The organism is Salinivibrio socompensis S35, from assembly GCF_000513715.1.
Classification (GTDB): domain Bacteria; phylum Pseudomonadota; class Gammaproteobacteria; order Enterobacterales; family Vibrionaceae; genus Salinivibrio; species Salinivibrio socompensis.
Genome location: NZ_AQOD01000006.1, coordinates 12745 through 30361 on the forward strand (window position 1 = coordinate 12745; position 17617 = coordinate 30361).

Genomic DNA, 17617 nt, shown 5'->3' on the forward strand with positions numbered 1-17617 from the left:
CGATGTCAGCTAAGGCTAACGTCGCGTTAGATCGAACCGATTCAAGCATAGAAATCCCTCTTAGACACATGCACGGGAGCAATCACCTCACAGCGGATCAAGAAGTCACCAAAGTGCTCGCCCGGCTCACGCTCCGTCGCCCAGCGGCCAATCAGCTGATCCAGCTCCTCAAGGACCTGACGATCCGTGATGTTCTCTTTATACATTTTCGGGATCCGGGTGCCTTCCCAATTCCCGCCTAAATGCAGGTTGTAGCGACCAGGCGCTTTGCCCACCAGCCCAACTTCCGACAGCATGGCGCGACCACAGCCGTTCGGGCAACCGGTCACCCGTAAAACAATCGGATCGTTTTCTACCCGGTGTTTTTTCTGAATCGCTTCCACTTCGGTGACAAAATCGGGAAGAAACCGCTCCGCTTCTGCCATGGCGAGTGGACAAGTCGGGAACGATACACAGGCCATCGAGTTGGTACGTTGCACGCTGTGGTCATCGTCAATCAAGCGGTAACGACGCGCTAATGCTTCAATCTCGTCTTTTTGCGATTCAGGGATCCCAGCAACGATCAGGTTTTGGTTGGCGGTCATGCGGAAATCGCCCTGATGGATTTTGGCAATCTCCGCCATGCCGGTTTTCAGCGGCTTCTCTGGCGTATCACGCAGGCGACCATTTTCGATAAACAGTGCCAGATGGTATTTGCCATCAATCCCTTTGGTCCAGCCTAAGCGATCGCCACGACCGGTAAAGGTATAAGGGCGACTGGGGGCAAAGGTTACCCCGGCACGTTTTTCTACTTCGGCTTTAAATACATCCGTGCCAACACGGTCAAGCGTATACTTGGTTTTCGCGTTTTTACGGTTGGAGCGATTCCCCCAGTCGCGTTGGGTAGTCACCACCGCTTCCGCGATGTTGAGCGTATGCTCAAGGGGGATAAAGCCAAAGTCATCCGCGCGACGCGGGTAGGTATTCGTGTCGCCATGAGTCATCGCTAACCCGCCACCGACCAGTACGTTAAAGCCGATAAGCTGCCCTTTCTCAGCGATCGCGACAAAATTCAGGTCGTTAGCGTGCACATCGACATCGTTTTGTGGTGGGATCACCACTGTGGTTTTGAACTTACGCGGTAAATAACGCTCACCCAAAATCGGCTCTTTATTTTGGCTGCCTTCAACTTTTTCACCATCGAGCCAAATCTCTGCATAAGCACGGGTTTTGGGCAGTAAGTGTTCGCTAATCCGTTTTGCCCAATCATAGGCTTGCTGGTGTAGTTCGGATTCTACGGGGTTGGAGGTACACAATACATTGCGGTTCACATCCCCGGCGGTGGCAATCGAGTCTATGCCATATTCATTCAAGGTTTGGTGCATGAACTTGATATTGGGCTTGAGCACGCCATGAAATTGAAAGGTTTGTCGGGTGGTGAGGCGAATGCTGCCATAAAGCGAACTTTCGCGGGCAAACTTATCAATCGCCAGCCACTGCTTTGGCGTAATGATCCCGCCCGGCATCCGTGCCCGTAGCATCACATTGTGCAGCGGCTCTAATTTTTGTTTTTGCCGCTCAGCGCGAATATCGCGATCATCTTGCTGATACATACCGTGAAAGCGGATCAGCTGAAAGTTATCAGCGGTAAATCCTCCGGTGATCGGATCGCCTAAATCCTCATCAATGGTGCCACGCAAGTAATCACTTTGCTCTTTCAGACGCTCGTTATCAGCTAGTGGGCCCAGTGTATCGCCCTCAAATTTCTGCTCACTCATTAGTACACATCCCTTTGATAGCGCTTATCTTTGCGCAATTCGTTAATAAAGGTTTCGGCTTGTTCACGGCTTTGTTGGCCCTGCGTTTGGGCAATGTCGATTAAGGCGTCATGGACATCTTTCGCCATTTGGTTGGCATCGCCACACACATAGAGATAGGCACCGTTTGATAACCATTGCCACACCGCTTCCGCACGCGCGAGAAGACGATGCTGCACATAGACTTTTTCAGCTTGGTCGCGGCTAAAGGCCACATCCATCCGCGTTAGCAAGCCGGATTTCAGGTATTGTTGCCATTCAACCTGATAGAGAAAGTCGTCGGTAAAGGTGCGGTCACCAAAGAACAGCCAGTTATCACCTTTTGCTTCCCGCTGCTCTCGCTCTTGCAAGAAAGCACGAAATGGCGCGATGCCGGTGCCTGGGCCAATCATGATGATTGGGGTGTCATCGTTCGCCGGCAGTTTGAAATTGTCGTTGTGCTCAACAAAGACTTTCACCGTCTCTGCCGCTTCCGCTCGGTGCGCCAAAAAGCTCGACGCCCCGCCTTGGCGCGATTCGCCGCTCTCATGCTGATAATCCACCAGCCCGACGGTGAGGTGCACTTCGTCTTCTACTTCTGCCTGGCTGGAGGCAATCGAATACAAACGTGGAATAAGTCGACGCAATATCGATTGGAATTGCTCAGCATGGAGTGTGACGTCAGCCAGCGTCAATGCATCGTTCAACTGGGTGCGATTGGCGAATTCCCGCAATGCGGCTTTGTCTTCAGCCAATGTGGATAGCGTTTCATTGCCTGATAACGCCGCGAGTGCACTGATTTGCTGCGGATTAGAGGCAGTAATTTCATAGTGAATTATCAGGGCTTCGCGTAACGAAACTGTCCCACCATCTACCTCTACCGACTCATCGCCACTCAATCCTACTTTGGCTAAGATGGCATCGGCTAACACGGGATCGTTTTGGTACCACACACCGAGAGCATCGCCCGGCTGATATTGAATGCCGGATTCATCCAGATCGAATTCAATGTGGTAAACCGCTTTATCGGATCCTCTGCCGGTAATGCGCTGACACGTGAGTAGCTCAGCCGTATACGGAGATTGTTTGGTATATTTAGCGTGAGTAGTGGCTTGATGAAGTGGCACCACTTGCGCATCCCCACTGGCCTGAAATTGCTGCTTCACTTCGGCTAAGGTTTGCTCGCGCCAGGCACTGGCGGTGGCTTCATAATCGACATCGCAATCCAGGCGGGTAACCATCGGTTTGGCACCGAGTTGTTGTAAAAAGACATCGAAGTCTTTCCCCGTTTGGCAGAAGTACTCGTAACTCGAATCCCCCAAGCTCAAAACAGCGTAGTGAAGATGATCAAGCTTGGGCGCTTTTTTGGATTGCAAGAATTCATGCAGCTCAATGGCATTATCGGGCGGCTCGCCTTCGCCATTGGTGGAAGCAACCACTACCAAGTGGGTTTCTTTGGCCAGCTGCTTGCCTTTATAGTTATCGGCTGCCACCAGCTTGGCAGGGATCCCTGCCGCTTCTGCCTCCTGAGACAAAGCTTCCGCCACGCCTTTGGCATTGCCGGTTTGTGACGCATACAGAATGGTCAGCGTATGATTAGGCGCAGAACTGGCTTGTGGCATGGCATTAGGCGACGCGGCTTCACCGCTCGGCGTTTGGCTTAATCCCCAAAAATAGCCACTAATCCAGGCCAGCTGCTGCGGCGACAACTCCGCCACCGCTTGTTGCAACTGGCCGATTTGCTGATCATTGAGCGGGCTGGTTAACCCGGAGAGATCCTTGAGTAACATGGTGACGACATTCCTTGCTAACATTGCGTTATGCTAGCGTAACCGCACCAATTAATAACAATAAAGAATAGATGTGAATGTTTTATAACTTTTTGTAAGGTAGATCGTGTCGAGCAGCATCATGCCGCAAGGCCGAAAGGGTAGGAATAAGTCAATCTTCGATACGCACTTGCCGAAAACCGATATTAAGTGCATTCAAGGTCGCTTGATCGATATCCGCAAAACACTGCTCAATCCCGTCGTCATTGGTCAACGCCATCAGGCCTCCCGCAGCATGGCGGCACTCAACTACCCATCCTTCATTATCTAACGACGGTTCAACAAGCGCCTCAATCAAAAGCTGCTGGCGATATAAAACACGGAGTTGTTCGGCTGTCATGATTCTTTAGCCTACCGAGGGACTCATTCAATGAGCTTAGTATTAGATAAGCAAAGGTGCCACGCATATCAGGGTTCCAAAATGAGGCATTAAAAAACCGCGCAGATGCGCGGCTTGGGAAGTAACGCTGACAAAAAAGCGGGATTAAAAGTCTAATTCAGCACCGACAAAGAAACCGGTCAAATCAAGCTCGCCTTTATTGTTGTCAAAGTAATCGAAGTCATGCTCAATCATCCGATAACCGCCACGCACATTTAGATCCGCCGCGACGAGGCCAAGTTGATAGATTAGACCTGCCTCGGCGTCTAAGGTGCTGGTACCATCAAACTCGCCTTTGCTTACGGTGGCAAACACATTTAACGGCGTGCCTACCAAGCCAACGCGGGCATCGACATAAACGTTTGGTTGCCACTCGTCAAAGCTTTGTCCCTGGAATTTACCGGATTGGAAACGCTGCATATTAATCCCCGCGTCCACTGACACTAAGTCGTTATCGAGGAATTCGTAATAGGCAATAAAGTCGATTTGGTCAAAATCAACATCAGGGTTATCCACACTCACCGAGGTTTGACGGATCTTGGCATTCGGGATCAGTGGAAGAGGATGCTCAAGCGCCGCATAATAAGAGCCGGATGTGCTGGCATCGTCAGCTTCTACACTATTGACGTCAGCGTCCATAAACCAAGCATCGGCGCCAACTTTGCCCCCTGCCAAGGGTCGCTGCCTGAGAGGGCATGGCCAATAGCGCGGTCAGCGCTGCGGCGGCAAGCGTCATTGAAGTCGTTTTCATGAAAGTCTCCACATTGTCGATAAAAAAGTGTCGTCACGCGGAGGCGGCAAAGCCATGCCTTGTCGCCGGTTAATGAGAATGATAGCAAGCTTTGTGCCGAGAAGAAGCCAAAAACGACTTATACTGTCCGTTTGCTGTGCACACGCGCAAATTTTCGTGGCCTAACGGCGACGGAATCGTGCCCAGCGCTTTTCATTGATAATCACTTCAGGCTCACCTTTACGGCTTCGACGCTGGCGTTTGACGAGCCAAACGACCACGGCGATCACTAAAAGCATGGCAATAGCTTTAGCAAGGTGCCGATCATACCGGCCAGCATCATAACGGCAAAACCCGCAAGCATCGCCAGTACCATGCCCATGATGCTTACGCCGGTCATGAACAACACCACCGCAAAGCCAATTAGAAAGAGTAGTTCGATCATTACGATCTCCTTGTCTTGGTTGCGAGACAGACTTTGCAGGTTTTAGACCAATTTGTCATTCTATATTTTCTCATTAATTCAGCATGTTAGGATTGGCACCCCAGTCGATGACCCATTGGCGGTTAAATGTAAACCTAAATTTAGTCATTTTCACTCAATTAGGCATCCAACCACTGCTCCGGAATGTGGCTCATCGCGGTGGTGAGCACCTCAATGCCCGCCCCTGGCTTGTGTGCATTCTCGCTGATATAGCGACGCCATTGCCGCGCGCCCGGCATATTTTGGAACAGACCTAACATATGGCGGCTGATATGATTGAGTTGCGCGCCTTGGGTCAGCTGTTTTTCGATGTATGGGAACATGGCTTCAACCGCTTGGCGACGCGTCATGCGAGGAGTTGTAACGCCAAATAAACGCTGATCGACGTCGGCCAACATAAACGGGCTTTGGTAGGCTTGGCGACCGATCATCACACCATCAAGATGCTCAAGATGCTGCTCTGCTTCCTCAAGGCTTTTCACCCCGCCATTGATGGCAAGCGTCAGGTGGGGGAAATCTTGTTTAAGCTGATAGACACGCGGATAATCCAACGGCGGGATATCGCGGTTCTCTTTCGGGCTTAAACCTTTTAGCCAGGCTTTACGGGCGTGAATGGTAAACATATCGCAGCCACCTTTTTCACTGACCGTCCCCACAAAATCGGTCAAGAATTCATAGCTGTCTTGCTCATCAATACCAATGCGAGTTTTAACCGTGATCGGCACATCGGTCACTTCTCGCATGGCAGCCACGCACTGCGCCACCAACTCAGGTTCAGCCATTAAGCACGCGCCAAAACGACCGTTTTGCACCCGATCCGACGGGCAACCGACGTTAAGGTTAATCTCATCATACCCACGCTCAGCAGCAAGCTTGGCACAGGTTGCTAAATCAGTCGGATCCGAGCCCCCCAACTGCAACGCCACCGGGTGCTCCTGCTCGTTGTAAGCAAGATAATCCGCTTTACCATGAATGATTGCGCCTGTGGTGACCATCTCGGTAAACAACAAGGTATGGCCTGACAATAAACGATGAAAGTAACGGCAGTGGCGATCGGTCCAATCGAGCATCGGTGCCACGGAAAATCGTTGCATTGGATAATTTGGCTTGAGACCGTGTGAGGCCTGTGTTTTTACTGCATTTGTCATAAGTCTCAATTACTGCGAATTAGGTTAAATTATAGAGAACTTTGATGTACAGTCTCCCTATAGTCTCCCCGAAATGGTAGGACGGAATGGCATCGTACTCTATAGAGCACCGCAAACTTGTCAGTGGTGAATCTCGATACCGCTCTCAAGTCGTCATCAAAAAGGCGGCCGGATTATACACCGAGAGCAAAAAACATTCAGGAAAAAAGCACACGCTGTTGAGTATGGTAAAAAACGGGTGTTCGAGCTAGAAGCCGATGGCGTAAAAAAATCACAAATCATCACACTTGGCGAACTTATCGAAAAGTACATATATGATGCCGACTTATGGAATAACACGGGCAGAAAAAAGCGGCGTTTTTTGGTCAGGGAAAAGGATGTGAGCCAGAAGCTTCACTTCATTTTACAATATTTTTCGTAAAAGTGATGGGCCTTAGCAGATACATCTTCACTAATATCAAATCCAGCTAGTATTCTTGAAAAAGTATCATCGGGACAAACTTGGTGAACATCAAATGTACCGTCGTCTATCCGTTGTTGCACATTATCCGCGCCAAATATATCAGCCTTTCTATAGTAAACATAGCTAGGGTATTTGACGAAAGGATGATCTCCGGCATATAAAACACAAGTACTATCATACCATTGTTCATCTTGAGGTACGCTAGATATGTTAACAACTAGCACACTCTCTTTAGTGTACTTTGGATAAAATACAGGATCTGAACATACAAAATGGAGGTGCTTAACACCTCCAGATGGGATCAAAATTGTGCCCTTCTTGGCTATGTCGGCCATGTTACCTCAATAATGCCCTGATTGAGTCTAACGCTTGCTCTTCCCTGTTTTTGTCGACAAGCTTTTTAACTTCCAAATCATTTTTACCTAGGGCACGAAAGATGGCCTCAGGTTTGATAGGGAATGAGCTTCCTTGAGGGTCTTGCCATTCATCACAACTATCATGTGTAAAATCGACAAGCTGAAATGGTCCCATATGACCATATGTCTCAATGATTGAGTCTAGTATTCTCATCTCTGAGCGACTCAATTCATCCAGTTCTTCAATCTCTGTATCTGGTTTGAGAGAGACGTCATAATCTGCTTCATCTTGAATGAGAGACTGCCAAGTACTCTGTTTATGCCCAAACCCTTTCATCAAATCATAGGTCTGGGACATAACTGGACCGTGAGGCATAGAAACAAATCTATCGCCACTCATCGAAGAACCCCACTTATCAAAAGCTTGCCTTTCAGCTAAGTAGAGGAGTTTCAACAGCTTTATGCATGGCATACGGCGGTCGTTTTTTAGAAGAAGATAAGCCGCCATATGCGTTACTTTTTCTTCAGAAAACATAAATCACCTACTTTGTTAACTGCCAATTAAAATCAGTTCGACAAGTAAATATCGAGGAGTGCGGACTCTAGCAGATGTACAAGAATCACACAATATCAGTTAATATACTTGAACAAATTGTAGACCATGTCGAGCATTTCGAAGAAGCTCTGCGATTTACATGATACACATTATATGCGCATATTTATAACAATTACGGTGCCTTGTTAGTTAGATACGTCACACAAAAATTAAAAGTACTGTGTATTTACAGAGACCCCACAGTCACCCTAAATCAATGTGACTATTTGAAAATCAAACCAACCAATCCAATCCGACAAGGGCGCAACAGAGAAACGCTGCATCACCGGTTTTGGCGTCACATCAGGGCTGGCGGCGGTTTTGCAGGGGTTAGTCATGGTCTCGAATCTCTGTAATTACGTCGAACGACGGTCATTTTCGACAGGCGGACGCGGATTATACACATTGCACCGGTAAGATTTAAGCAGAACTGGTACGCGTGAAGGGTTTGAAAGAGAACCCGATATGATAACGGTATGGAACGCGTGATAATTCTTAGAAAGGTTGGAACGATCTGCTTTGTGAAGCAAACCAAAAAGCAAGCGAGAGAGCCGAATGATGCGCTCCCTCGCGACAGGACTTATTCGATAGTGAATTTGCCTTTCATTACCGTCCAGTGGCCTGGGAAAGAGCAGAAATAGGTTAAGTCTTTGCCTTGTAAACCATCGGTTGAAAAGGTGAATCGTGGTGCTTTCACCGCCGCCAACCAGTTTGGTGTGCGCCAAAATACGGTCATCGCCTTGTGGTAGATAATCGTTATCGGCACCGGCACCTGCGCCTTTCATGGCGATATCTTGCAAGTTACCCGTTTCCGACAGCACCCAGTTGTGGCCCATTGAGGTCACAGGCATTGAGCTTGATGCTCCAGCGTAAGCGTCACTTCACTACAGCTTGCTGGTACGGACAACGATGACTGGTCGTAGGCCATTTTATCGCCGGTGGTGACAGTTAACTCACACTCATTGGCAGCCGCTTGCGTTGAGACAGACGCGAACGCCAAGGCGGCGAGGGCTAACAGTTTTTTCATCGGTACATACTCCTGTTATGGATGTAAAGGTATGTTTTTTATGCCTGTGGCATGCTGTCATCATACTGACATGACAGCGCAAAACAGTTAGCCGATTCAAAAATCGACTGATTATTTATTCTTTTTACTTCTATCATTACATGAGAGTAGCTGATCGCGATCAAGGGGTCACAGACTATATATTTACACCTGTGGCAAAGCGCATAGGATAAAGATACGCAGGGTGCGTTGTTGTACAGCTATGGTAAGATAGCCGTCTGACTGTTAGCACTTTGAGGCGCTATGACCAAGATCACTGGTTTACTGCACCGCGCACAGCAGCTGTGTGAGCAACGCGGCGTACGACTGACGCCACAACGAACACGCGTTTACGACATTATCGCCAATTGCTCACGGGCTATTACCGCGTATGAGCTGCTTGATGTATTGCGTGAAACAGAGCCACAAGCGAAACCCCCAACGGTGTATCGTGCGCTAGACTTTCTATTAGCACAGGGGTTTGTGCATAAGGTGGAGTCGATCAATAGCTATATTGCCTGCTGCCACTTAGGGCATCAGGGGCACTGCTCTCAACTGCTGATTTGTGATCAATGCGGCACCGTAGAAGAGTGTCACACTGAAGAGCTATCAGAGGCATTGCGTGAAAAAGCGCGGAAAATGGGATTTGATGTACAGCATCATGTAATTGAAACCCATGGCACCTGTGCACAATGCTTGGCTCACTAACACTGATTTGATTAGGACGGACATTCTTTATGGAAGCACAATTCGTCAACCCATTCCTTACTTCGCTGATCAATGTGCTACAAACTATGGCACAGCTGGACATCCAGCCAGAGAAGCCTCATTTGAAAAAGTCAGAGATCGCAAAAGGCGACGTCTCTGGATTGATAGGTATGGTTGGCCCACAAACAAAAGGATCGTTTTCAGTCACATTTGATGAAGACATGGCCCTTGAAATCATGCAACGCATGCTTGGGGAACGTTCAGAGTCCATTGATGAAGAAGTGACCGATATGGTCGGTGAAATCACCAATATGGTGACAGGCGGTGCTAAACGGATCCTATCTGAAAAGGGGTTTGAGTTTGAAATGGCAACCCCAGTGGTGGTCTCTGGCAAAGGCCACACCATCAACCATAAAAGTGATGGGCCTGTGATCATCATGCCGTTTAAATCCCCACATGGTACGGCGTTTATTGAGATCTGCTTCGATCACTAATTGAGGATTCACTCCTCAGCCAACAAAGCCTGTGGTGAGATAAAAAACGCCGCGATAACCATCGCGGCGTTCTCATTTTCAGGGCATTCAATCGACTTACGCCTGACGCCACTGTTTAAATGCATTGATCAGTCCATTGGTCGAGCTATCGTGGCTCTCAACCTGCTGATCATCACTCAGCTCTGGCAAAATGTTACTGGCCAGTTGTTTGCCCAGCTCAACGCCCCACTGGTCAAAACTGAAGATGTTCCAAATCACCCCCTGCGTAAAGATTTTATGCTCATACATGGCAATCAAGGCACCGAGTGTATAAGGCGTGATTTTCTCAACCAAAATAGAGTTGGTTGGACGATTACCTTCAAATACTTTAAAGGGAGCAATCGCGTCAACGTCTTCTGCCGATTTACCGGCTTTCACGAGCTCAGCTTCCACTTGCTCACGGTTCTTACCAAAGGCGAGTGCTTCGGTTTGTGCGAAGAAGTTCGCCATCAGCTTGGCATGGTGATCACCGATGGCATTGTGGCTATGCACGGGAGCAATAAAGTCACACGGGATTAACTTAGTGCCTTGGTGGATAAGCTGGTAGAAAGCATGCTGGCCGTTTGTACCAGGCTCACCCCAGATGATTGGGCCCGTTTGATAATCGACAGGATGACCATTGCGGTCGACATACTTACCGTTTGATTCCATATTGCCTTGCTGGAAATAAGCGGCAAAACGATGCATGTACTGATCATACGGTAAGATAGCTTCCGATTCGGCACCGTGGAAGTTGTTATACCAGATACCAATTAACGCCAACAACACCGGCATGTTTTGCGCCATGGGGGCGGTTTTGAAGTGGTTATCCATTTGATGTGCGCCATCGAGCAAGGCGACAAAGTTATCGTAGCCAACGCCTAAGCAAATTGAGAGACCAATGGCTGACCACAATGAATAACGGCCGCCAACCCAATCCCAGAATTCAAACATATTAGCAGTATCAATCCCAAAGTTCGCAACGGCATCGGCATTGGTTGAAAGGGCCGCAAAGTGCTTCGCTACTTGGCTTTCATCACCAGCCGCTTTCATAAACCAATCTCGCGCGGTGTGCGCATTGGTCATGGTTTCTTGGGTGGTAAAGGTTTTTGACGCCACCAAGAACAATGTGGTTTCAGGATTAAGGGCTTTTAACGTTTCGGCCATGTGGGTGCCATCAACGTTAGAGACAAAGTGTAAATTGAGATGATTTTTGTAAGCCGCCAGCGCTTCGGTGACCATGTAAGGACCCAGATCTGAGCCACCGATACCAATGTTCACCACATCGGTAATCGCTTGACCGGTATAGCCTTTCCACTCACCGCTGATCACGCGCTCAGAGAATGATTGCATTTGCGCGAGTACCGCATTGACGTGCGGCATAACATCGTCGCCGTCTACCATAACAGGCTGATTGCTACGGTTACGCAACGCAGTATGAAGCACAGCGCGGTCTTCTGTACGGTTGATTTTCTCACCGTTGAACATTGACGCAATCGCGTCGGCGACACCGGTTTCGTCCGCCAATGCCAGTAACTTGGTCAGGGTTTCTTCGCTGATCAAGTTTTTGGAATAATCCAACAGAATGCTGTCTTCGAATTGCGTTGAGAAATGGGCAAATCGGTCTGGGTTATCCGCAAACAGATCCGCCAGTGTATAGTCCTGTGCTTCTTCAAAATGGGCGGTCAGTGATTGCCACGCCACGGTTTGAGTGGGGTTCGTTGTCTTTAGCATCATGTCATCCAAATCGCGTTGAGAGTGCTGCTGTGGGTATCACAGCAGGCAAGGATCCTGTATAACGTCGCCACCACCACGCTGTACGCAGCGGTCATTGGTGTAATATTACATAATCATGGCTCGATTCTCACATGCAATCGCTGTGAGTAGGTTGCGATTAATCATAGAATAGTGGGATCGCCTTTGGGCTAACTGGTTACGATAGAGATCACAACAAGGATTGCTTATGTGGTATCAAACTGAAATTCGCTTGCGCGCCCGCCCTCGTGGCTTTCACCTCATTACCGATGAAATCGTCGACGCGCTACCGATGTTGCATCATATAGAGATGGGAATGATGCAGGTATTTATCAAACATACCTCAGCCAGTTTAACCCTCAATGAGAATGCCGACCCCACCGTGCGCCAAGATATGGAATCTCATTTTAATCACTCAGTGCCCGAGCGCGCGCCCTATTATCGCCATACTTATGAAGGTGATGATGATATGCCGGCACATATTAAGGCATCTTTACTGGGTGCCAGTGTCACTGTCCCTATCACCCAGGGGTATCTCAATCTCGGCACGTGGCAGGGGGTTTATCTGGGTGAGCATCGCAATAAAGGCGGTTCACGTACACTCGTGGTCACACTTCAAGGTGCGTCTGCCGCAGGCTAACCAACCGACACAGGATAGACCGAGACGGTTAGCGTATCACTGGTTTGAGCTCACCGCCGGCGGGATCGACGACGTGCAGGTTAGATATTGACGCGGCACGCGGCCCGTCACCTGGCAGACGAGTTCATAACCGATGGTATCAACCAAGCGCGCGATACGCTCAACCGGGAGCTCAGGCCCCCACAATACAGCTTCGTCGCCGACTTTGTCAGTCGCATCAGGGCCAAGGTCAACGGTGATCATATCCATCGAGACCCGCCCAGCAAGTGGCACTTCGCGACCATTGAGCCATACGGGGGTTCCATCCGGGGCCAACCGTGGATAACCATCCCCATAACCAATTGCTATCACCCCAATGAGGGTGTCGCGCTCCGTGCGCCAGCGCGCGCCATAACCAACGGGTTCACCGGCTTTTAGGCGGCGCACCGCCATCACACGCGACGTGAGGCGCATCGCCGGTTTCAAGCCAAGTTCTGCGCCGGTTAACTCGATACGCGACGAAATCCCATACAGGCAAATACCAGGACGCACCCAATCAAAATGGCTTTGCGGCCAAAATAAGGTACCGGATGATGCAGCCAATGATCGCTCACCAAGCTGCCCGTCCGTCACATGGGTAAAGGTGTTAATTTGTGCTTGGGTGATAGGGTTATCCATTTCATCCGCACAGCCAAAATGGCTCAAGAAACCAATCTCAGACACTACATTGACGCAGGCGTGCAAGGCAGAAAGTGCACCAGGGACCTGATCGGGCTCAAAACCTAAACGGTGCATGCCTGAATCCACTTTTAACCATACCGATAAAGGCGAAGGCAGTGTCGCCTGTGTCAGCATCGCCACTTGCTCATCACAGTGCACCGTCGCGGTTAGTTGGTGTTCAACCAATAACGGCAGTTCATCCGCTTCGTAGAAACCTTCAAGTAGCACAATGGGCAAAGTGACTCCCGCTTGGCGCAGCGTCAGTGCTTCTTCTATCCGTGCGACCCCAAAGGCGTCGCTATAGGGTGCCAGCGTCGTCGCCACTGAGGTTAATCCATGGCCATAACCGTCCGATTTGACCACTGTCATCACTTTGCTGTCCGGCGCTTTGCGGCGCATCACCTGAATGTTATGCACCATGGCGTCAGGGTCAATGATGGCCTTAGCGGCGTTGGTCATGATAAAAGGATTATTCGTCATCAAACGCGGGTCCTGCATAGTTATCAAAGCGTGAATATTGGCCTTGGAAGGTCAAGCGCACGCTACCAATTGGGCCGTTACGCTGTTTACCAATCAGGATTTCCGCCATTCCTTTCATTGCACTTTCTGGGTTGTAGACTTCGTCACGGTAGATAAACATGATCAAATCAGCATCCTGCTCAATCGCGCCCGACTCACGCAAATCCGAGTTAACGGGGCGCTTATCTGCACGCTGCTCCAACGAACGGTTAAGCTGCGATAACGCGACTACAGGCACGTTCAGCTCTTTAGCCAACGCTTTAAGCGAGCGCGAGATCTCGGCAATTTCTAAGGTCCGATTTTCTTGTAAACCCGGTACTCGCATCAGTTGCAAATAATCGACCATGATCATACTGACGCCACCATGCTCACGTGCAACTCGACGAGAGCGTGAGCGAATTTCGGCAGGCGTCAATCCTGAGCTATCATCAATATACATGTTCTTTTTTTGCATCAAGATCCCCATTGATGACGAGATACGCGCCCAATCTTCATCATCCAATTGGCCGGTTCGGATCTTGGTTTGATCAACGCGGGACAACGACGCCAACATCCGCATCATCAGCTGTTCAGCTGGCATCTCGAGCGAGAAAATCAGAACAGGTTTATCTTGATCCATCGCCGCGTTTTCACACAAGTTCATCGCAAAGGTGGTTTTACCCATCGATGGACGGGCAGCCACAATGATCAAATCGGATGATTTGCAAACCTGCCGTTTTCTTATTGAGATCGGTAAAGCCGGTCGATACGCCCGTGACGCCGTCTTGAGGCGATTTGAACAGCTCTTCAATGCGTTCTAGCGTTTTGCTCAGTACCGAATCTATGTGCTGTGGGCCTTCGGTTTCACTGGTGCGTGATTCTGCAATCGCGAAGACTTTACTCTCCGCCATATCGAGCAAGTCTTCGGAGCTTCGCCCTTGGGTATCATAACCGGCATCGGCAATTTCATTGGCTACCCCAATCAGATTACGCACCATCGCACGCTCACGGACGATATCCGCATACGCCACAATGTTAGCGGCACTGGGGGTGTTTTTTGCCAACTCGGCCAAATACGCGAACCCACCCACATCATCCAAATGGCCAGACTTTTCTAGATGCTCGGATAGGGTAATGAGATCCAGCGGCTTACCTTCATCAAGCAGCGATTTTGTCGATTCATAAATCAACCGATGGGGCCGGCTATAAAAATCATGGCCGACGACTTTTTCCGCAACCGCATCCCAGCGTTCATTATCCAACATTAAACCACCTAAAACCGACTGCTCGGCCTCTATCGAATGTGGTGGCACTTTGAGGTTAGCGACTTGCTGATCTTTTGCGGGTTTACGATTGTCTGCCATAAAAACTCACCTATTGCTAATGGAGGTCATTATACCCGCTGTCCTCGCGAGACGCTGCCCCATGCGACATTTTTTTCCAAACGCTGAATGACACCCTCGAATTCTAACCCAAATTTGACTCTCCCAATGCAGACAGCACTTAGCATAGCGGCGCCTTAGATTGCGTGAGATGAATGTAGTGAAGTCTTTTTGTCAGCCCGTGTGGCTATCAATTTGGATGATATTCGGGATCCCTGCCTATGCGAGCGATGATAATAAAACATCTGAGTCCCCTTGGTCAGCTGATATTTCGCTAGGCTATCAACGTCTTGGGGGCAATTCAGATTCTCAAACCATCAATAATGCGCTCAATGGCCAATACAAGGTTGAGCAATATAGTTATCAAGCCAGCATTAGTCTGTTACAAGTTGAAAAAGATGGCGAAGAAGACAAACGTAAAACAGAGCTAGAATCGCAAGCCAATATGCGACTTGGGGCGAGAAGCTATGCACTACTCAATGCCACTTATGTGTCTGACCGGTACGGCCCTTATTATGACGATTTTATGCTGGCGACGGGGTTAGGCTATCAGTGGTTTGAAAACACGCACGTCACATTAAGCACCGAGATAGGCCCAGGTTTTCGTTACCAACAACCGAACGTCGATGAAATTGATGATGACGATTTGATCATGCCCTACTCGGTCAGTGAATCGGTGATACGTGCGCAGGCAAGAGGAGAATGGCACATGCTCGATAATGTCAGCTTGGAAGGGAGAAGCGTTGTGATTTCGGGCGGCAGTAATACCAGTGTCGAAGGTTCGCTCACTTTGGCGTCGACCATTACTGAAAAGCTATCGACCAAAATCACCAGCAAGCATACTTATATGACAGATGTCCCTCCGGGGCTAAAAAATCACGACAGTATGTTCACAGTCGGTATTCGTTACCAATGGTTATAAACCGCTTAAAAAACAAAAAGCCAACCCGAGGGCTGGCTTTTTATCGAAACCTTGTTGCTGATTACATAGCAACAACGTTCACGTTGACGGTCGCGAAAACATCATAGTGCAGCTGCACACTGATTTCGTATTCGCCAGTGTGACGCAGTGCGCCTTCTGGTAGACGAACTTCGTTTTTCGCAATTTCAACGCCCGCTGCGGTCACAGCGTCAGCGATATCACGGGTACCGATAGAACCAAACAGTTTACCTCCATCACCCGCTTTCGAAGCGATTTCAACCGCTTCTAGTGCTTCAACTTTCTCAGCACGCGCTTGAGCAGCAGCCAGTTGCTCTGCAACTTTTGCTTCTAGGTCAGCACGACGCGCTTCAAAATGTTCGATGTTGGCTTTGGTTGCCATAACTGCTTTACCCTGAGGGATAAGGAAGTTACGTGCGTAACCAGATTTAACAGTTACCTGATCACCTAGGCCACCCAGGTTACCGATTTTATCAAGTAGAATAACTTGCATTCTTCAATCCTCTCTAACTTGGACAGTTCCGATTACTGATGCTTGTCAGTGTACGGCAGCAGGGCCAGGTAACGAGCGCGCTTGATAGCACGAGCCAGTTGACGCTGATACTTAGCACGAGTACCAGTGATACGGCTAGGTACGATTTTACCTGATTCGGTAATGTAGTTTTTTAGAGTCGCTACGTCTTTGTAGTCGATCTCTGTGACGCCTTCTGCAGTGAAACGGCAGAATTTACGACGACGGAAGAAACGTGCCATGGGCTTATCTCCTGATCTAAATGTCTATAATAGTGTCGGCATGCAATACCAATTTTCCCTCGCCTTGACGGCTGGTCTGGTAAGCCAAAAACCACTTACCATTGATAGTGCTACCTAGAGCTAAATGTTGCGTTTGTTGTGTTGACCTTTGACCACTGATAACCACAGATAAGCGACAGAACACTTGTCGAGGAAAATCAGCTTCAACCTGCGAGGAACGATGCTCTAACACAAAGTGACAGTGCGGAACGCCTGCAGGGCTCTGGCGATGGACCGGCGCTTTACTGATAACACCAGCAAGCTCCAACCGATTGGTCATCACAGCAATTACTCAGCTGCGTTTTCGCCTTCAGCTTGCGCTTCAGCTGTTGCTTCTGATTTCGCTTCTGTGCGCTCTTCACGCTCAGGGCGATCTTCACGCTTAGTAGTACGCTCTTCTTTAGCCTTCATCATGACAGATGGCTCAGTGATAGCGTCTTTGGTACGCATGACCATGTTACGGATCACCGCATCGTTGAAGCGGAACGTGCTTTCTAGCTCGTCAATCACAGACTGCTCAGCTTCTACGTTCATCAGAACATAGTGAGCTTTGTGCAGCTTGTTGATTGGGTAAGCCAGTTGACGACGACCCCAGTCTTCTAGACGATGGATTTGACCGCCTGCATCTTTGATAGACGCAGTGTAACGCTCGATCATGCCAGCAACTTGCTCGCTCTGATCAGGGTGCACCATGAATACGATTTCGTAATGACGCATTGAGTTGCTCCTTACGGATTAATCAGCTTCCACAATTGGCCCGGTCGTCCAGCGGAAGCAAGGAACGAAAAATAAAAGACCGAGAATCAGGCGCGAGATAGTACAGAATTGCATCGGCATAAGCAAACAGATTTTCCCTTTATCCGCTGATTTTCCTCTAGCGCCGTCAC

The 17617-nt window shown here is 49.1% G+C and carries 21 protein-coding genes and 1 pseudogene; 4 read left to right on the plus strand and 18 right to left on the minus strand.

Going from position 1 to position 17617, the window contains the following annotated elements; genetic code table 11:
* Positions 1–41 precede the first annotated feature (41 nt).
* The 11 genes from cysI to DZ54_RS27270 all read right to left on the minus strand — a co-directional run bounded on the left by cysI (position 42) and on the right by DZ54_RS27270 (position 8786).
* A complete protein-coding gene (cysI, locus tag DZ54_RS0100760; RefSeq protein WP_025672775.1) occupies positions 42–1757 on the minus strand; it encodes an assimilatory sulfite reductase (NADPH) hemoprotein subunit in 1716 nt (571 codons plus the stop codon).
* Complete coding sequence (locus DZ54_RS0100765) at positions 1757–3565, minus strand: assimilatory sulfite reductase (NADPH) flavoprotein subunit (protein ID WP_025672776.1); 1809 nt, start codon at positions 3563–3565, stop codon at positions 1757–1759. The genes cysI and DZ54_RS0100765 overlap by 1 nt, the downstream gene beginning before the upstream one ends.
* A 151-nt stretch (positions 3566–3716) precedes the next feature.
* A complete protein-coding gene (locus DZ54_RS0100770; RefSeq protein ID WP_025672777.1) occupies positions 3717–3944 on the minus strand; it encodes a hypothetical protein in 228 nt (75 codons plus the stop codon).
* A gap of 144 nt (positions 3945–4088) precedes the next feature.
* On the minus strand, positions 4089–4658 hold the full coding sequence (locus DZ54_RS17825; protein ID WP_240473878.1) for a TIGR04219 family outer membrane beta-barrel protein: 570 nt from the start codon (positions 4656–4658) through the stop codon (positions 4089–4091).
* Positions 4659–5002: 344 nt separating this feature from the next.
* Entirely contained in the window at positions 5003–5158 is a 156-nt protein-coding gene (locus tag DZ54_RS25705) for an envelope stress response protein PspG (RefSeq protein WP_240472614.1), read from the minus strand.
* A 158-nt stretch (positions 5159–5316) separates the two neighbouring features.
* Positions 5317–6345, minus strand: a complete 1029-nt coding sequence (gene dusA, locus DZ54_RS0100785; RefSeq protein ID WP_051415808.1) for a tRNA dihydrouridine(20/20a) synthase DusA — start codon at positions 6343–6345, stop codon at positions 5317–5319.
* Between the two features lie 393 nt (positions 6346–6738).
* A complete protein-coding gene (locus tag DZ54_RS0100790; RefSeq protein WP_025672779.1) occupies positions 6739–7143 on the minus strand; it encodes a hypothetical protein in 405 nt (134 codons plus the stop codon).
* A 1-nt stretch (position 7144) separates the two neighbouring features.
* Complete coding sequence (locus DZ54_RS0100795; RefSeq protein ID WP_025672780.1) at positions 7145–7699, minus strand: Panacea domain-containing protein; 555 nt, start codon at positions 7697–7699, stop codon at positions 7145–7147.
* Positions 7700–7968: 269 nt separating this feature from the next.
* On the minus strand, positions 7969–8097 hold the full coding sequence (locus DZ54_RS26590) for a hypothetical protein (RefSeq protein ID WP_276201969.1): 129 nt from the start codon (positions 8095–8097) through the stop codon (positions 7969–7971).
* Positions 8098–8339: 242 nt separating this feature from the next.
* A complete protein-coding gene (locus DZ54_RS27265) occupies positions 8340–8525 on the minus strand; it encodes a cupredoxin domain-containing protein (RefSeq protein ID WP_420804821.1) in 186 nt (61 codons plus the stop codon).
* Between the two features lie 75 nt (positions 8526–8600).
* A complete protein-coding gene (locus DZ54_RS27270) occupies positions 8601–8786 on the minus strand; it encodes a cupredoxin domain-containing protein (protein ID WP_420804822.1) in 186 nt (61 codons plus the stop codon).
* A gap of 282 nt (positions 8787–9068) precedes the next feature.
* Between DZ54_RS27270 and zur the strand changes: the two genes are divergently transcribed.
* The gene (gene zur, locus DZ54_RS0100810; protein ID WP_025672781.1) at positions 9069–9512 is read left to right on the plus strand and encodes a zinc uptake transcriptional repressor Zur; all 444 of its coding nucleotides are present in this window, start codon (positions 9069–9071) and stop codon (positions 9510–9512) included.
* Between the two features lie 29 nt (positions 9513–9541).
* On the plus strand, positions 9542–10006 hold the full coding sequence (locus DZ54_RS0100815; protein WP_021023500.1) for a chemotaxis protein CheX: 465 nt from the start codon (positions 9542–9544) through the stop codon (positions 10004–10006).
* Between the two features lie 96 nt (positions 10007–10102).
* On the opposite strand, the gene pgi is transcribed toward DZ54_RS0100815, so the two are convergent.
* Positions 10103–11758 carry a glucose-6-phosphate isomerase gene (gene pgi, locus DZ54_RS0100820; RefSeq protein WP_025672782.1) on the minus strand — a complete coding sequence of 552 codons (1656 nt, stop codon included), beginning with the start codon at positions 11756–11758 and terminating at the stop codon, positions 10103–10105.
* Positions 11759–11987: 229 nt separating this feature from the next.
* On the opposite strand from pgi, the gene DZ54_RS0100825 reads away from it, so the two are divergent.
* Positions 11988–12419 (plus strand): secondary thiamine-phosphate synthase enzyme YjbQ, encoded by a 432-nt coding sequence (locus DZ54_RS0100825; protein WP_025672783.1) that lies wholly within the window; start codon positions 11988–11990, stop codon positions 12417–12419.
* Between the two features lie 36 nt (positions 12420–12455).
* On the opposite strand, the gene alr is transcribed toward DZ54_RS0100825, so the two are convergent.
* Both alr and DZ54_RS17845 read right to left on the minus strand, forming a co-directional pair.
* Positions 12456–13598, minus strand: a complete 1143-nt coding sequence (gene alr / locus DZ54_RS0100830; RefSeq protein ID WP_240473879.1) for an alanine racemase — start codon at positions 13596–13598, stop codon at positions 12456–12458.
* Positions 13588–14980 (minus strand): annotated as a pseudogene (locus DZ54_RS17845) (replicative DNA helicase). Before DZ54_RS17845 ends, alr begins: the two are co-directional and overlap by 11 nt.
* A gap of 169 nt (positions 14981–15149) precedes the next feature.
* Here DZ54_RS17845 and DZ54_RS0100840 point away from each other — a divergent pair.
* Positions 15150–15920 carry a DUF481 domain-containing protein gene (locus DZ54_RS0100840; protein WP_025672785.1) on the plus strand — a complete coding sequence of 257 codons (771 nt, stop codon included), beginning with the start codon at positions 15150–15152 and terminating at the stop codon, positions 15918–15920.
* A 61-nt stretch (positions 15921–15981) separates the two neighbouring features.
* On the opposite strand, the gene rplI is transcribed toward DZ54_RS0100840, so the two are convergent.
* The 4 genes from rplI to rpsF are packed head-to-tail and all read right to left on the minus strand — an operon-like array spanning position 15982 to position 17447.
* The gene (rplI, locus tag DZ54_RS0100845; RefSeq protein ID WP_025672786.1) at positions 15982–16431 is read right to left on the minus strand and encodes a 50S ribosomal protein L9; all 450 of its coding nucleotides are present in this window, start codon (positions 16429–16431) and stop codon (positions 15982–15984) included.
* A gap of 32 nt (positions 16432–16463) precedes the next feature.
* Positions 16464–16691 carry a 30S ribosomal protein S18 gene (gene rpsR / locus DZ54_RS0100850; RefSeq protein WP_021023493.1) on the minus strand — a complete coding sequence of 76 codons (228 nt, stop codon included), beginning with the start codon at positions 16689–16691 and terminating at the stop codon, positions 16464–16466.
* Between the two features lie 16 nt (positions 16692–16707).
* Entirely contained in the window at positions 16708–17010 is a 303-nt protein-coding gene (gene priB / locus DZ54_RS0100855) for a primosomal replication protein N (protein ID WP_025672787.1), read from the minus strand.
* Positions 17011–17018: 8 nt separating this feature from the next.
* The gene (gene rpsF / locus DZ54_RS0100860) at positions 17019–17447 is read right to left on the minus strand and encodes a 30S ribosomal protein S6 (protein WP_025672788.1); all 429 of its coding nucleotides are present in this window, start codon (positions 17445–17447) and stop codon (positions 17019–17021) included.
* Between the last annotated feature and the right edge of the window lie 170 nt (positions 17448–17617).

Bases quoted from the DNA above. Each gene is read 5' to 3' on its own strand.
- DZ54_RS0100825 (WP_025672783.1), top strand. From the start codon at position 11,988: ATGTGGTATCAAACTGAAATTCGCTTGCGCGCCCGCCCTCGTGGCTTT.
- rpsR (WP_021023493.1), bottom strand. From the start codon at position 16,691: ATGGCACGTTTCTTCCGTCGTCGTAAATTCTGCCGTTTCACTGCAGAA.
- DZ54_RS0100815 (WP_021023500.1), top strand. From the start codon at position 9,542: ATGGAAGCACAATTCGTCAACCCATTCCTTACTTCGCTGATCAATGTG.
- cysI (WP_025672775.1), bottom strand. From the start codon at position 1,757: ATGAGTGAGCAGAAATTTGAGGGCGATACACTGGGCCCACTAGCTGAT.
- rplI (WP_025672786.1), bottom strand. From the start codon at position 16,431: ATGCAAGTTATTCTACTTGATAAAATCGGTAACCTGGGTGGCCTAGGT.
- DZ54_RS0100795 (WP_025672780.1), bottom strand. From the start codon at position 7,699: ATGTTTTCTGAAGAAAAAGTAACGCATATGGCGGCTTATCTTCTTCTA.
- dusA (WP_051415808.1), bottom strand. From the start codon at position 6,345: ATGACAAATGCAGTAAAAACACAGGCCTCACACGGTCTCAAGCCAAAT.
- pgi (WP_025672782.1), bottom strand. From the start codon at position 11,758: ATGCTAAAGACAACGAACCCCACTCAAACCGTGGCGTGGCAATCACTG.
- DZ54_RS0100840 (WP_025672785.1), top strand. From the start codon at position 15,150: ATGAATGTAGTGAAGTCTTTTTGTCAGCCCGTGTGGCTATCAATTTGG.
- DZ54_RS0100790 (WP_025672779.1), bottom strand. From the start codon at position 7,143: ATGGCCGACATAGCCAAGAAGGGCACAATTTTGATCCCATCTGGAGGT.
- DZ54_RS26590 (WP_276201969.1), bottom strand. From the start codon at position 8,097: ATGACTAACCCCTGCAAAACCGCCGCCAGCCCTGATGTGACGCCAAAA.
- DZ54_RS0100765 (WP_025672776.1), bottom strand. From the start codon at position 3,565: ATGTTACTCAAGGATCTCTCCGGGTTAACCAGCCCGCTCAATGATCAG.
- priB (WP_025672787.1), bottom strand. From the start codon at position 17,010: ATGACCAATCGGTTGGAGCTTGCTGGTGTTATCAGTAAAGCGCCGGTC.
- alr (WP_240473879.1), bottom strand. From the start codon at position 13,598: ATGACGAATAATCCTTTTATCATGACCAACGCCGCTAAGGCCATCATT.
- DZ54_RS0100770 (WP_025672777.1), bottom strand. From the start codon at position 3,944: ATGACAGCCGAACAACTCCGTGTTTTATATCGCCAGCAGCTTTTGATT.
- DZ54_RS25705 (WP_240472614.1), bottom strand. From the start codon at position 5,158: ATGATCGAACTACTCTTTCTAATTGGCTTTGCGGTGGTGTTGTTCATG.
- zur (WP_025672781.1), top strand. From the start codon at position 9,069: ATGACCAAGATCACTGGTTTACTGCACCGCGCACAGCAGCTGTGTGAG.
- rpsF (WP_025672788.1), bottom strand. From the start codon at position 17,447: ATGCGTCATTACGAAATCGTATTCATGGTGCACCCTGATCAGAGCGAG.
- DZ54_RS27270 (WP_420804822.1), bottom strand. From the start codon at position 8,786: ATGAAAAAACTGTTAGCCCTCGCCGCCTTGGCGTTCGCGTCTGTCTCA.